The following is a 12,847-nucleotide window of genomic DNA, read 5'->3' as shown; positions in this document are numbered from 1 at the left end:
AAAATGGAACCAACATTATTAGAAAAGAAAATAGTAAAAAGCGTATCAGTTAAAAAAGAATCTAAGTTTGTACCAATTCTATTCATTACGATAACAATTTTATTTTTATCTCTCTTTCTATTACTGCCGCTCGTGACAATTTTTATGAAAGCATTCGAACGAGGAATTGATGTATATATTGCTGCTGTAACAGATCAAGAAGCATTTTTGGCAATCAGGTTAACGCTTCTCGTTGCATTAATTGTTGTACCGCTGAATACGATATTCGGAATAGCAGCGGCTTGGCTTATTACAAAGTTTCAGTTTAAAGGAAAGCAACTATTATTATCTCTTATTGAACTGCCGTTTGCAGTATCACCAGTCATTGCGGGATTAGTATTTGTTTTACTTTTTACACCTCGTGCTGCTTTTGGCGGATGGTTATTGGAACACGGGATAAAACTCATCTTCTCTGTCCCTGGCATTATCATTGCGACGATATTTGTTACGTTTCCGTTCGTTGCGCGTGAATTAATCCCGGTTATGCAGGCGCAAGGGAAAAGTGAAGAAGAAGCAGCTCTATCACTTGGCGCAAGCGGCTGGAAAATGTTTTGGCGGGTGACATTACCTAATATAAAATGGGGCCTTTTATACGGCATGATCCTATGTAATGCCCGCGCTATCGGTGAGTTCGGAGCAGTTTCCGTTGTGTCTGGTCACGTACGCGGCGTTACAAATACGATGCCGCTTCATATTGAAATTTTGTACAATGAATATCAATTTTCAGCAGCGTTCGTTGTGGCGACTTTAATGTCACTCATCGCAGTTTTTACGCTCGTTATAAAAAACTGGATTGAATGGAGAATGGAAAAACGACAATAAGGGGTGAGTGCGGTGAGTATTCAAATTCAAAATGTATCAAAACAATACGGTACATTTCAAGCGCTGACAGACATTCATTTGGATATTCCAAAAGGTGAACTGGTCGCTTTATTAGGCCCATCAGGTTCTGGGAAAACGACGTTATTACGAATTATTGCAGGACTAGAAGAAGCGGATCAAGGTGCCATTTCATTTGATGGAGAAGATTTAACAAATATTCATGTGAAAAACCGGCAAGTCGGTTTCGTCTTCCAGCATTATGCACTTTTTAAACATATGAATGTGTTTGAAAATGTCGCTTTCGGTTTAAAAGTAAGAAAGAAAAGTGTAAGGCCCTCAGCAGAAGTAATAGAAGAAAAAGTAACAGAACTATTGAAACTAGTAAAAATGGATGGTTTCGCAAAACGTTACCCAGCGCAATTATCTGGTGGACAACGACAGCGTATCGCACTAGCTCGGGCACTTGCAGTAGAACCGAAAATTTTATTACTTGATGAACCGTTTGGTGCACTTGATGCGAAAGTACGAAAAGAATTGCGAAGGTGGCTCCGGAAACTACATGACGAATTTCAAATTACGAGCGTATTCGTAACGCATGATCAAGAAGAAGCGTTAGACGTTGCGGACCGCATTGTCGTGATGAATGAAGGGCGCATTGAACAAATGGGAACGCCGGAAGAAGTGTATGAAAAACCAGCAAGTCCGTTCGTATATGACTTTTTAGGAAACGCGAATTTATTTCACGGCCGCGTTCATAAAGGTAAGCTAAATGTAGGATCAGTGGAACTAGAAGCACCAGAGCATAAGCACGTTTCAAACGTAGACGGAGTGGGATACGTAAGGCCACATCACCTTTCAATCGCTCGTACGAAAGAAAATGTGGATGCCATTCCGGCGAAAGTAACATACTCACACGCAGTTGGCCCTGTCGTATATGTAGAATTGAAGCGCGACGGAACAGATGAATATTTAGAAGCAGAAATTAGTAAAGAGCAGTTCAGAAAGCTCAACATTCAAACGGGTGAGTTTGTATATGTACATCCGAGAGAAGTGAAAGTGTTTATTCCGGAGGATTTTGTGATTTAAGAGAGCGAAAATTAACTTGGATTAACAGTGAATTTTCGCTCATATTAGCAATCTATTAATAAGAGGAAGTCTCCTAAAATATATTTTGGGGGACTTCCTCTTGTTTGTTGCGATAACTTTTTTTTATATGAAATGTAGTGGGAAGTTTGTTATAGATATATGGAAATACAACAGAGAAATCTATCATGTTTGGCGGTAAAACGCAAACACACAAATATGAATATGATGTAGATAATAAAAATACAGTGTATATCGATGCGTTAAATCGCCGTATTGAACACACATATGATGAAAATGCAAACAAGATTAAAACAAAAATGCCAAATGGCTCGATTTTAGAGTCTGTATATGATACAGCAGATCGCGTCGTTGGAGAAAAACGCAATGGAAAAGATTCATTTACATATGAACGTGATCAAAATGGACAAGTTACGAAAGTCAAAGACCATGTTAACGGTGTAGAACGTACAAAAACATACGATAAGGCAGACCGCGCGACAAGTGCAACGGATAGCCGAGGTGGAAAAATTGACTGGGCGTATCATGACAAAGCAAACAGTAAGACAGAAAAACTAAAAGAACAAACAGTAACGCAAGGCGGATACACAAATAAAGTATCGTATGACTACAACACGTTAGATCAAAACATTCGTGTGACAGATGGTTCTCAAACGTATCGCTTTGATTATGACGATCAAGGAAATGTTCGTACGTATACAGCCGGAAATGGTTCGGGTTCTACTTTCAACTATGACCATGCGAACAAAATTAAAGATTTAGTAGTAGGTACGTCAAATAGTATTCTACTTTCTGAACGATATGAATATGACCAATCGGGTAACCGTACGAAGATAAAGCATGAAAGTACAGGCGGAAAAGTAACAGAAACAAATTTTGTATATGACCCGATTAACCAACTATTAAACGAGGCATTACCAAACGGGACAAGTAAATCATACACATATGATGGATTTGGAAACCGTACGAGTGTTAAAGTTGTAGAGAACGGAAAAGAAACAAAATCTATAGCGGCAACATTCAATGAAGGAAACCAGCTTGTAAAATTCGGAAACGAATCGTTAACATATGATGCGAATGGCAATCGTACATCAGATGGGAAGTACAAGTATACATGGAATGAACATGACCAGATTGTAGCTATCACAAAACAAGGTGAAAGCAATGCATTCGCAACTTATAAATATGATGATGATAATCGTCGTATTGAAAAGAGTGTAAATGGTCAAGTAACACGTTACTTCTATGATGGAGATAGTATTAATCCGTTGTACGAGACGGATGGTAGCGGAAATGTACTTCGTCAATATGTATACTCAACAAGTGGCGCGCGTCTAGCAATGAAGACAAAAGGACAAACGTTATACTACCACTCTAATCCTCGTGGTGATGTTGTTGCGATGACAGATCAAAATAAAGAAGTTGTAGCAACGTATGAATATGATGCATGAGGTAACGTATTAAAGAGTGATACGAAAGATATCGCAGCAGACAATCCATTTGGATATGCGGGATACATGTATGATAAAGAAATTGGTATGTATTACTTGATTGCGAGGTACTATAATCCGGAGCATGGGGTGTTCTTATTGGCGGATCCTGATCCAGGTGATGAAGATGATCCGGTTACAATGAATGGGTATACGTGTGCAGACAATAATCCGGTAATGAAGGTTGATCCTGATGGGCATGTAGCTTGGTGGGTTGGTAGTGCAGCAATTGGTGCTGGTTTTGGAGTAGCTAAATATTTATACTAAAACAGGAATACTGGATATACTTGGAAAGGTGGTTTGAAAGCTGCAGGGAAAGGTGCTTTAAGTGGCTTGATTTCTGGTGGTGTAGGGAGAGTGTTTGGGTTTATAACTCCTATGCAAGGGGGGATAAGAGTAGTGAAAAAAACTATTCAAGGAAGGGGGCGAATCCCGTTTAAACAAGCAGGACGTAACGTGTCTCGTTTTATTGGAAACCCGAAAAAACACTTTGAAAGGCTTCCAGGTGCACGATTAGAAAGGCTAGCTAAAGCGAAGAAGAATTCTACAAAAGCAAAGTTAATGCGTATTTCTAATGCGATAGGAAAGCGTAAATAAATTTAAGAAGGAGAATTTAGGATTGGTAGAGCTTTTAGAATATTTATTAATTTTGGGTTTGAATATGCTAGTAGCATCTATCGTATTTTTACAAGAGTACTGCATAGGTAGTATAAGACTGTTTCATTATAAGAGAATCTTTGCCATGATTCTAGTAATACGTTCATTGTTGAGCATATGGATCATTTACCCTATGGCAGCTACCCTGTTAGGGACGCTAAATATCTTAGTGATTCAATCAATTATATTACTTTGCCTTTGGGGGATTATGCAGTGTGTAAAGAAGTACAAGGGAAAGTGGTATATTACAATGATTGCACTTATTATTTATGGTCTTAGCTGTTATTTTCATATTATGTATGCGAAAACTGTATAGATAATTAGAGGGTATTTATAGTGGGACATGTGATAGTTATGATGGATGGGAAACGCAAGTTGTAGGGTAATATATAATGAAAGACTATTTTAAATTAAATTTTAGATAGTCTTTTTTATTGTGAAAATAGGGATTTGAAATATTGCTAGTGAAAGTTAATATAAAATGGAATAGCTGAGATCCTACTCATTTGTACAAGTAATAATTTTTTATTTAAAAATATAATGCATAAAAATGATGATTGAGGAAGATTTGATGAACTTAAAATATAAAAATGGTTTTTATGTAAGAGAAGATGTGCATGGGGAAACTGTATTAGTATCTCAAAAAAATTTAGGTGAATGTATAGAATATATTAATATGTTTAATATTTCTGGAGTACAAATATGTGATATGTACTATGAATTAGAAGATATAAACTTTTTAAATGAGTGTGAGAATATTACACATTTAATGTTAGATAACATGTTTTTAAAAGATGTATCGGGTATATATGATTTAAATAAACTTCAAGATATATCAGTAATGGAGTCTAATTATAAATTAGAGTTAAATAAATTAACAAACTTAGAGAGCTTGACGATGTACTGTGATAAAAAGATAACAGGCTTACAGGAACTAACGAATTTAAAATCACTGTCTTTATGGAAATACAGTCCTAAAAATAGAGATTTGACTGAATTGAAACATTTACGAAATTTAGAAGATATAAGGATTACACAATCTAAAATAGATTCAATCAATGGTATTGAAAATTTTAATAAATTGCAGTCGTTACAATTAAATTATTTACGTACATTAAAAACGATAGAGCATTTAAAGTATGGGAGTAGAAAATTACTTAATTTAGAAATGGAAGCATGCAAAAATATTGAAGATTTTTCTGTTATTCAATGTTTAGAGTCTTTAGAGGTGTTGCACCTTTTCAATTGTGGGGATATACCGACAATAAGTTGTATACAAACATTAGATCATTTAAAACGTTTTTCTTTTTGGGGAAGTAATGTTGTAGATGGTGATGTTAGTTTCTGTGAGGGGATAGAATTTGTTAGTTTTACAGACAAAAAGCATTACTCTCATAAAAATAAAGATTTTAATGATATATAAGAGATAAGAGGGCATTATAATGAGGTTTCCAAAAGATGAAGATGGGCAAGTACTGAATAAATAAAAAGAGTGTCTAATTACTTTCAAGGAGAAAATATGGATATATATATTGAAATACACAAACCTGCAACTGAAAAAAACGAGTATTTTCTAGTGCTAGATGAACATGATAATTTTGAAAATGATAAAATTTCAAAGTTATTATCATCGGTTAATAGATATATAGTTGATGTTGATACAGGCATGGAACGATTTATGGAAACAATGATATCGAGATTTCATTTATATATTTTAGTGAATTTTGAAGGGGTTCAAGAAGAATTAACAAAGGTGCAAAATTACATTTTGGAAAAAGAATTAAAAGAGTTAAACTGGAAAAAATCCACTGTAAAGAGCACGATTTTAACGAATCAGTATGATAATACAACTAATATTTTCGATGTGATTTCTCCTGTATGTATGGAGGGAAGTCTTATGTTCTTTTTCTCTGAGAAGGAAGTAAACGAAGAAGAGTTAGAAAATATAATAAAATATATAAAATTTGATCGGACAAGAGTATATTTTAATAAAGAAACAATTGAACTAGCGGGGAAAATGGGTTATATAGTAGGGCATTTTACAGATGAATATTATATAGTATCTTTACGTTCGGAAAAGCAAGTATTTGTTTGTTATGGGGAAGAACGTATTATGGGGTAGAATAGAGATACAAAACATGAAATTGCTACGTTGAGAATGAAAATGCATCTAAATTAAGGGTGTATTTTTTTTGCAATCTGTATGTATTTCATCTCATCAATTTTTTATTTACTGGTGTAGTTGCATGTAACTTTTTCTGAAATGATAATGTGCTGTTATTTTTATAATGGAGATCGTATTCACCCGTTATACGGGACGGATAGTAAGGGATGATTAAACGTGAAGTATACTTATTATTCGGAATTTCATTTAGTTCAAATGAAAGATAAAAAGGCTAAAGGTATGCCTCTTAGCCTTTTGTTTAATCAATACTTCTCAGTTTTATATTCATTTGGAAGCTATTTGAGTTAATTTACGAATAAATTCCACTGCACTGTTTTTATTATCTGCCAATTCTATAGGTACAGAGATGTAGGGTGCAGTATATAATTGTTTCGCCATATACCTCCTAAGGTGTTTTTAACAAGGTGATGGGTTATTTTTCATTGTGATATTCTTCTAAGGTGATACCTTTCTCGTATATTTCTGTTGCAATGTCACCTACGTATCGAATATGCCATGGTTCATATGAATAACCTGTAATGTGCTCTTTTCCTTTTAAATAACGTATAATAAAGCCAGCACGATGAGCATTGTTTTTAAGCCATTTTCCTTCAGTAGTATTCGCGAATTGAGTTTCTAGTGTATTATTGACACTATTCGCAGAAACATCCATCGTTAAACCTGTTTGATGTTCGCTATGACCTGGCTGTGCAGAAACTTTATCAGCTTGGACTTGACCTTGTTTCGCTACATTTCGTCTATAAACAGTTTGTTGATATTCTTCCGAACGAAATCCGGATATAGCATGTAGTACTATTCCATCTTGTTTCGCTAAAGCAAATAATTTTTCCAAAGCGATAGCAGCTTCTTTTCGTAAATGACTTTTTTCTTGAATCCCATCGAATGCAAAAGTAACTTTAGGTACAACTAAATCGTCAGGTCTATAATTACTTGGAAGTTTCCTATTTTTATTAACTACTACATCCACACTATTGGGGGATCCAATAGTTACAGATCCATCATTATTTTGTATATCGTCCTTGCCTTTAGCGATGTCAGTTATACTAGGGAAAAAAATATATATGCATAGGAAGAGAAGAACAGCTCCCCCTACTAAGCGGCCTATTAATTTTCTAATCATTTTATTTACTCCTTATAGCAATCTATTTTAAAATTTACGTTTCTATATAATTTCGTATTATCTATTTATCATAATTTAAAGATTAATGCTACCAATTCAAAAAAGTCGAGCTAATTTTATTAAATCCATATGAAAATAATTTTTTTGTTTCTATAAATCTCTTAGTATCTTCTTTAGTTCCCGCAACAACAGAAATCAGCCTGTTTTCACCTTGTTTTGCTGTGCCTGTAAAACAGTATCCTGCTTCATCTGTAAATCCAGTTTTCAAACCATCAATTCCTTGAAAATACAATTCATCATTAGATGTATCGAGCATCTTATTTGTAGTTATTATAGTTGAACTATTATACGTTAATGTATAGTTTGTTAGCTTGGTTATATCTAAAACTTCGGGATATGTTTTTAACAAATGTTGCGCGAGCGTTGCGACATCTAAAACAGTCATTTTTGACTCTTTATTTTGAGCATTTGGTAGTCCTGTAGCATTAACAAAATGAGTCGCATTAGATAAATTTAATTGCTTTGCTTTCATATTCATAAGCTTTGTAAAATTCTCTTCACTTTTAGAAATATGCTCAGCTAAAGCAACAGCAGCATTATTGGCTGATGATATTACCATCGCATGAAATAAATCTCTAACAGTTAAACGATTACCAACTCGTATATTGATCTTAGCTCCAATACTATTTACAGCATTTGGACCAATTCTGACGGGATCGCTCCATTTTAATGTACCGTTATGAATTTTTTCTAGTACAATATACTCGGTCATCATCTTTGACATACTTGCTGGAGCAAGGGGCACATTTTCATTCTTACCATAAACAACTTTTCCTGATTGTGCATCCATTAGTATAGCAGCGTTAGCTTCTATAACGGGTTCTTTTGTAAAAGCTAAATAAGTATATAAGGTCACAAAAATAGCAATAAATACTATAAGCATGTTCCTACTTCTCTTTGCTATTTTCATTTTCTATTCTCCTTCATCATTGTTACTAGCAAAGTGTATGTTTCAGGATTTGTTGCAAAGTTTCCGAAGACATAAAGAGCTGAGGAATATTGCAACAGAATCTGATTTTTATTATTACATTGCAATAGTAAATAAACTATCTAATAACCTTACGTAAAGGTGACAAACTTGTAAGGTTTCATAAGTAGAAAATGAATGTAACAAAAGGATCCTATTAATTTAGACCTCTAATTGTTAGATGCAAATATAACAATTAGAGATCTTTACTGTGATGAACAAGGTGCTTAATATTTACGTTTAACGTGCATAACAAGTTATAATAGAAGAAATTAATAAGGAGGCTGGCTGTGAAGAATCTTCGTTATTTCAATATATTTACTATGTTACTTGTATACACACTACTTATGTTTTACATAGGCTGGAACGGATGGGTTTGGCTCAGTGCGGTATTTGGCTGGGAATCTTGGGGATATTACGCTTTCGTAGTTGGATTTATTTCATATGCGTATATTCTCGTACAAGTGTTTAAGTTTTTGCCATTTTTACGAACGGTCGGTTCAATTTGGTTTGCGGTCATACAATATGCGCTTATGTTGTTGCCACTTGCTGATATTACAGTTTTCCTTTTTCAATTTGGGGTGGAGAAAGAAACAGCAATTATTTGGACAGGGGCGGCTGTGATAGCTACATTTATCTTTATCTTTGCGTATGGAGTATTTAATGCGTATAGTCCGGTAGTAAGAAAATACGAAGTGCACATACCGAAAAAGGTAGAGGGGCGTAAAAGTTTACGCATTGCGATGGCTTCTGATATGCATTTCGGTAAATTGTCTGGTGTTTCGCATTTAAAGAGACTTGTCCGTCATGTAAATGAAATGGAGCCCGATATTATTTTACTGCCTGGTGATATTATCGATGATCATCCAGGTGTGTTCATTCAGAAAAATATGGGACCAATCATGAAACAGATGAAAGCTCCATTAGGCGTATATGGTGTGTTAGGAAACCATGAATATTACGGCCGAGCTGTTCCTGAGTTTTTACAAGAGATGGATAAGATTGATATTCGTATTCTTTTAGATGAAGTCATTACAATTGAAGATGATTTTTATCTCGTCGGAAGAAGGGATAAAACAGAGCGTGATCGTCAAAGCTTTGAAAATCTAATGAGTACGGTAGATAAATCGCTTCCTGTTATCGCAATGGATCACCAACCATTTGAATTAAAACAAGCAGCGGACGCCGGCGTTGATTTATTATTATCCGGTCACACGCACCGCGGACAAATGGCGCCGAACCATATTGTGACGAGAAGAATGTACGAACTAGACTGGGGATATGCACAAAAAGGTGCATTCCACGCAATTGTTTCTTCTGGATTTGGATTCTGGGGACCACCGCTTAGACTTGGAAGTAGATCTGAGATTGTGCAGGTGGAGGTTACGTTTGAATAGATTTATGAAATAGAGGGCTGATAGCTCTCTATTTTTAAAAATAAAAAAGGCTCCACATAAGGAGCGCTCAATAAAAGTATAGTAAATGAATTAAAACAAATAACAGACATTTATAATATATACAAAAATAAATGTAATACCAATATATATTTAAATATAGATACAAAATAAATCAGAACATTCATGTTTTTATTGTGAAATATTGTATTTACTTGCCTTTGAAAAAGAGATACTATAAGAAGACTCTGCTTGAAAAGGGGGATTTTAGGTGATCATATCAGATGTCATATACGGTGAGTTTAAAGTAGATAAAGTGTTAGAAGAATTAATTTTAAGTAAGTCTGTGCAAAGACTAGAAGGTATTCATCAAAACGGCGCAAGCTACTTAATAAATGAGAAGTGGAATGTAACACGCTTTGATCATTCAGTTGGTGTTATGTTGTTAATAAAAAAACTCGGTGGTTCAGTAGAGGAACAGATTGCTGGTTTACTGCATGATGTATCGCATACTGCTTTTTCTCATGTGATCGATTACGTTTTTGATAACGAAAATGAAAGTTATCATGAAGAAATATTTAGTGCTGTCGTGAAAAACTCGGAAATCCCGGCGATTCTTTCAAAACATGGTTATAACTATGAAGATATTTTATTAGATGATTCAAAGTGGACATTGCTGGAAAGATCAGCACCAGAATTATGTGCAGACCGAGTGGATTATACATTACGAGATATGTATACATATGGATATATTTCTTTAGAAGAAGCTCAAAATTTTTTAGATGATTTAATCGAAGTTAATGGGAGAATGGTTCTTCAAAATATTGAAATTGCAGAATGGTTTACGAAGACGTATTACAAAGAAGTAATCGATTTCTTTATGAAACCACTTAATATTTATGGAAATGATATGTTAGCTAAAACGTTAAAGTTAGCTCTTCATAAAAAGGTTATTCATGCAGATGACTTTCTTCTTGAAGATCATGAGCTTATATCGAAATTGCAGCTATGTAACGATCCAGAAGTACATGTTTTATTAAGAAAAATTCATCCAAGTATAGAAGTAAAAGAAGATAGAAATGAGTATAATTTACATCAGAAAAATAAAGTCCGTCTTATTGATCCGCCGTTACTTCGTGCAGGTGAGGTTATTCAATCGTCTGTTGTGTCAGAAAACATAAGGAAGATGAGTGAGATCGCTTATGAAAAAGCGGTGAGAGGGATGTATGTGAAAGTGATTGCGAATTAAAAAAGAAGTAGCGCATCATTTCTAATGCGTTACTTCTTTTTATTAATTATCAAACCAATTCCAAACCTCAATATCTCCAAGAGTCGCATAACGTACGTGCGGGGAGTTTTGTAATTTTAATAACTCTTTCGACGGCCCAGTAATGACAATGCCGTATACTTTTACGCCGTTATCCTTTACATATTTATAACGTTTATCTAAGTTCAGCTGATTCTCAAGAAGCATAGCAACTTTATTTACAGTTTTTTCATGTGTAGAAAGAATGCGCATCATTTCAATAACTTTATCCTCTTGCGTTTTCAGATTTTCTGTTTCATCATCAAGGAATCCTATATGTTCTGGAAATCCTATAAAGTCGCTCCCGGATAGGATGAAATCTTCTTCGTTTATTCTTTCTTGCCCCGTATCTAAAGCGTACCATACAGGAGTTGGAGGGAGTTCTTGTGCTTCAAATACACTATATAAAAGTGGTTCTAACTCTTGTAAAGTGTAGGATTTATCAAAAGAAATTGCTACTTCTGCAACGGTTCCCTCATGTACCTTTGCAAGTGTATCCCAAACCTTTTTAGATGCTTCTTTCAAATAATCACCTTGTTTTATTTTTGGATGAACAAAGTGGATGTTCGGTTGATAGTGCATATTCACCCAAGATTTATTTGTGATATTTAAAGAAGATAAAAAGCTGCTCGTTTCCATTGTACCGAGTGGCATTTCTTTTTTACCAATCGTTTTGACTAAATCAAATTGGCTGTTTGTTCGAAAGAAAGCTTCTACACTTGTTCCGCCCCCCATGACGCGGCTATTTGGGATAGTTGCTTCAAGTGCAAGAGAGGGAACATCTCTTATTTCTTTTAGCTTTTTATCATTATTAGCTTGAAAATAAAAGGCAGACAATACCCCGCCAATCATATATATAACGATACAAATTGCTAGTATAAAACCAAACATCTGTAAACGATGTTTCCACTTAATTCTCCAAAAAGGAACTTTAAGTTCTTTTGGAGGTAATTTTTTCTTTACGGGTTCACTCTTCGTAAGCAATTCATCTAAATGAGCTTCACATTCTGCACAAGTTTCTATATGACTTTCTAACTGTTCTTGCTCATCACGTGTGAGCGTACCTTTTTCATATTTCTCCCAAAGTTTTTTAAACTCTGCACAACCCATCTGTATCACTCCTTTATGCTTCTTGCTTCTTTTCGTCCGCGGTGTAATTCAATTTTCACTTTCGCTAATGAGAGACCGGTCATTTCTGCTATTTCCTTATAGGTGAATCCGTAGTAATCTCGTAGTAGTAGCATATTTCGTCTTTCGAGCGGAAGTGAGGATAAACTATCTAACCAACTAGCAATCTCATTTTTTACAAAATATGCATGTTCTGTACTTGGCACGTTTGGTAAATGGAATTCTTCAACTGTCGTTGTTTTATATTTTTTTTCTTTTCGATACCAATCGATAAAGGCGTTGTAGGCAATCGTAAACAACCACGGCCTAATTTCTTCGCCTTTATAATAATCAATGTGGACTAGTATTCGGTAAAACGTTTCTTGCATAAGATCTTCCGCGTAGTGAGAATCTCCGGTTAGGGAGAGAAGATAGCGAAATAAATCTTGCATATGCTCTGAGTAAATCTCTTCTAATGATTGTTTGCGTTTCACTAATTTCCCTCCCTTCATACATAACAACGAAATACATATAAAAAAGTTACATTTGTTTTTAGAATTATAGTAAAAAACGTCAAGAATCAGATATGATTCTCT

The 12,847-nt window shown here is 34.8% G+C and carries 12 protein-coding genes and 1 pseudogene; 9 read left to right on the top strand and 4 right to left on the bottom strand.

Annotated elements, in window-relative coordinates:
* Positions 1-3: 3 nt before the first annotated feature.
* The 7 genes and pseudogenes from cysW (at position 4) to BAU27_RS05870 (ending at position 6,234) form a co-directional block, all read left to right on the top strand.
* Entirely contained in the window at positions 4-861 is an 858-nt protein-coding gene (gene cysW / locus BAU27_RS05895) for a sulfate ABC transporter permease subunit CysW (protein WP_071770355.1), read from the top strand.
* 12 nt (positions 862-873) lie between these two features.
* The gene (locus BAU27_RS05890; protein WP_071770354.1) at positions 874-1,947 is read left to right on the top strand and encodes a sulfate/molybdate ABC transporter ATP-binding protein; all 1,074 of its coding nucleotides are present in this window, start codon (positions 874-876) and stop codon (positions 1,945-1,947) included.
* A gap of 245 nt (positions 1,948-2,192) precedes the next feature.
* A pseudogene (locus BAU27_RS32740) lies at positions 2,193-3,695 on the top strand (RHS repeat domain-containing protein); the annotation flags it as partial.
* A 159-nt stretch (positions 3,696-3,854) separates the two neighbouring features.
* Complete coding sequence (locus BAU27_RS32735) at positions 3,855-4,052, top strand: hypothetical protein (RefSeq protein WP_254797940.1); 198 nt, start codon at positions 3,855-3,857, stop codon at positions 4,050-4,052.
* 64 nt (positions 4,053-4,116) lie between these two features.
* A complete protein-coding gene (locus tag BAU27_RS32730) occupies positions 4,117-4,428 on the top strand; it encodes a hypothetical protein (protein WP_083595892.1) in 312 nt (103 codons plus the stop codon).
* Between the two features lie 255 nt (positions 4,429-4,683).
* Positions 4,684-5,535: a leucine-rich repeat domain-containing protein gene (locus BAU27_RS05875; protein ID WP_071744578.1), complete on the top strand. Its 852-nt coding sequence runs from the start codon at positions 4,684-4,686 to the stop codon at positions 5,533-5,535.
* Positions 5,536-5,631: 96 nt separating this feature from the next.
* The gene (locus BAU27_RS05870; RefSeq protein WP_071770352.1) at positions 5,632-6,234 is read left to right on the top strand and encodes a hypothetical protein; all 603 of its coding nucleotides are present in this window, start codon (positions 5,632-5,634) and stop codon (positions 6,232-6,234) included.
* Positions 6,235-6,709: 475 nt separating this feature from the next.
* On the opposite strand, the gene BAU27_RS05865 is transcribed toward BAU27_RS05870, so the two are convergent.
* Together BAU27_RS05865 and BAU27_RS05860 are read right to left on the bottom strand one after the other, a co-directional pair.
* A complete protein-coding gene (locus BAU27_RS05865) occupies positions 6,710-7,417 on the bottom strand; it encodes a M15 family metallopeptidase (RefSeq protein WP_071770351.1) in 708 nt (235 codons plus the stop codon).
* Between the two features lie 88 nt (positions 7,418-7,505).
* Entirely contained in the window at positions 7,506-8,387 is an 882-nt protein-coding gene (locus BAU27_RS05860; RefSeq protein ID WP_071770350.1) for a D-alanyl-D-alanine carboxypeptidase family protein, read from the bottom strand.
* A 347-nt stretch (positions 8,388-8,734) separates the two neighbouring features.
* On the opposite strand from BAU27_RS05860, the gene BAU27_RS05855 reads away from it, so the two are divergent.
* Both BAU27_RS05855 and BAU27_RS05850 read left to right on the top strand, forming a co-directional pair.
* Positions 8,735-9,841, top strand: coding sequence for a metallophosphoesterase (locus BAU27_RS05855; protein WP_071770349.1), 1,107 nt, complete (start codon positions 8,735-8,737; stop codon positions 9,839-9,841).
* A 268-nt stretch (positions 9,842-10,109) separates the two neighbouring features.
* The gene (locus BAU27_RS05850) at positions 10,110-11,087 is read left to right on the top strand and encodes an HD domain-containing protein (protein ID WP_071770348.1); all 978 of its coding nucleotides are present in this window, start codon (positions 10,110-10,112) and stop codon (positions 11,085-11,087) included.
* Positions 11,088-11,129: 42 nt separating this feature from the next.
* Here the strand turns inward: BAU27_RS05850 and BAU27_RS05845 are convergent, their stop codons facing one another.
* Positions 11,130-12,254: an anti-sigma factor gene (locus BAU27_RS05845; protein ID WP_071770347.1), complete on the bottom strand. Its 1,125-nt coding sequence runs from the start codon at positions 12,252-12,254 to the stop codon at positions 11,130-11,132.
* 5 nt (positions 12,255-12,259) lie between these two features.
* Positions 12,260-12,763 carry an RNA polymerase sigma factor gene (locus BAU27_RS05840; protein ID WP_139254606.1) on the bottom strand — a complete coding sequence of 168 codons (504 nt, stop codon included), beginning with the start codon at positions 12,761-12,763 and terminating at the stop codon, positions 12,260-12,262.
* Positions 12,764-12,847 lie beyond the last annotated feature (84 nt).

Origin of the sequence: Bacillus sp. NH11B, assembly GCF_001884205.1 — a bacterium.
Classification (GTDB): Bacteria; Bacillota; Bacilli; order Bacillales; family Bacillaceae_G; genus Bacillus_A; species Bacillus_A proteolyticus.
The sequence above is the reverse complement of the archived record's forward strand: the minus strand, read 5'-3'. Positions and strand labels throughout refer to the sequence as shown.

Coding starts and splice junctions, on each gene's coding strand:
- BAU27_RS05870 (WP_071770352.1), top strand. CDS start 5,632: ATGGATATATATATTGAAATACACAAACCTGCAACTGAAAAAAACGAG.
- BAU27_RS05860 (WP_071770350.1), bottom strand. CDS start 8,387: ATGAAAATAGCAAAGAGAAGTAGGAACATGCTTATAGTATTTATTGCT.
- BAU27_RS05840 (WP_139254606.1), bottom strand. CDS start 12,763: ATGAAGGGAGGGAAATTAGTGAAACGCAAACAATCATTAGAAGAGATT.
- BAU27_RS05865 (WP_071770351.1), bottom strand. CDS start 7,417: ATGATTAGAAAATTAATAGGCCGCTTAGTAGGGGGAGCTGTTCTTCTC.
- cysW (WP_071770355.1), top strand. CDS start 4: ATGGAACCAACATTATTAGAAAAGAAAATAGTAAAAAGCGTATCAGTT.
- BAU27_RS05875 (WP_071744578.1), top strand. CDS start 4,684: ATGAACTTAAAATATAAAAATGGTTTTTATGTAAGAGAAGATGTGCAT.
- BAU27_RS05845 (WP_071770347.1), bottom strand. CDS start 12,254: ATGGGTTGTGCAGAGTTTAAAAAACTTTGGGAGAAATATGAAAAAGGT.
- BAU27_RS32730 (WP_083595892.1), top strand. CDS start 4,117: ATGCTAGTAGCATCTATCGTATTTTTACAAGAGTACTGCATAGGTAGT.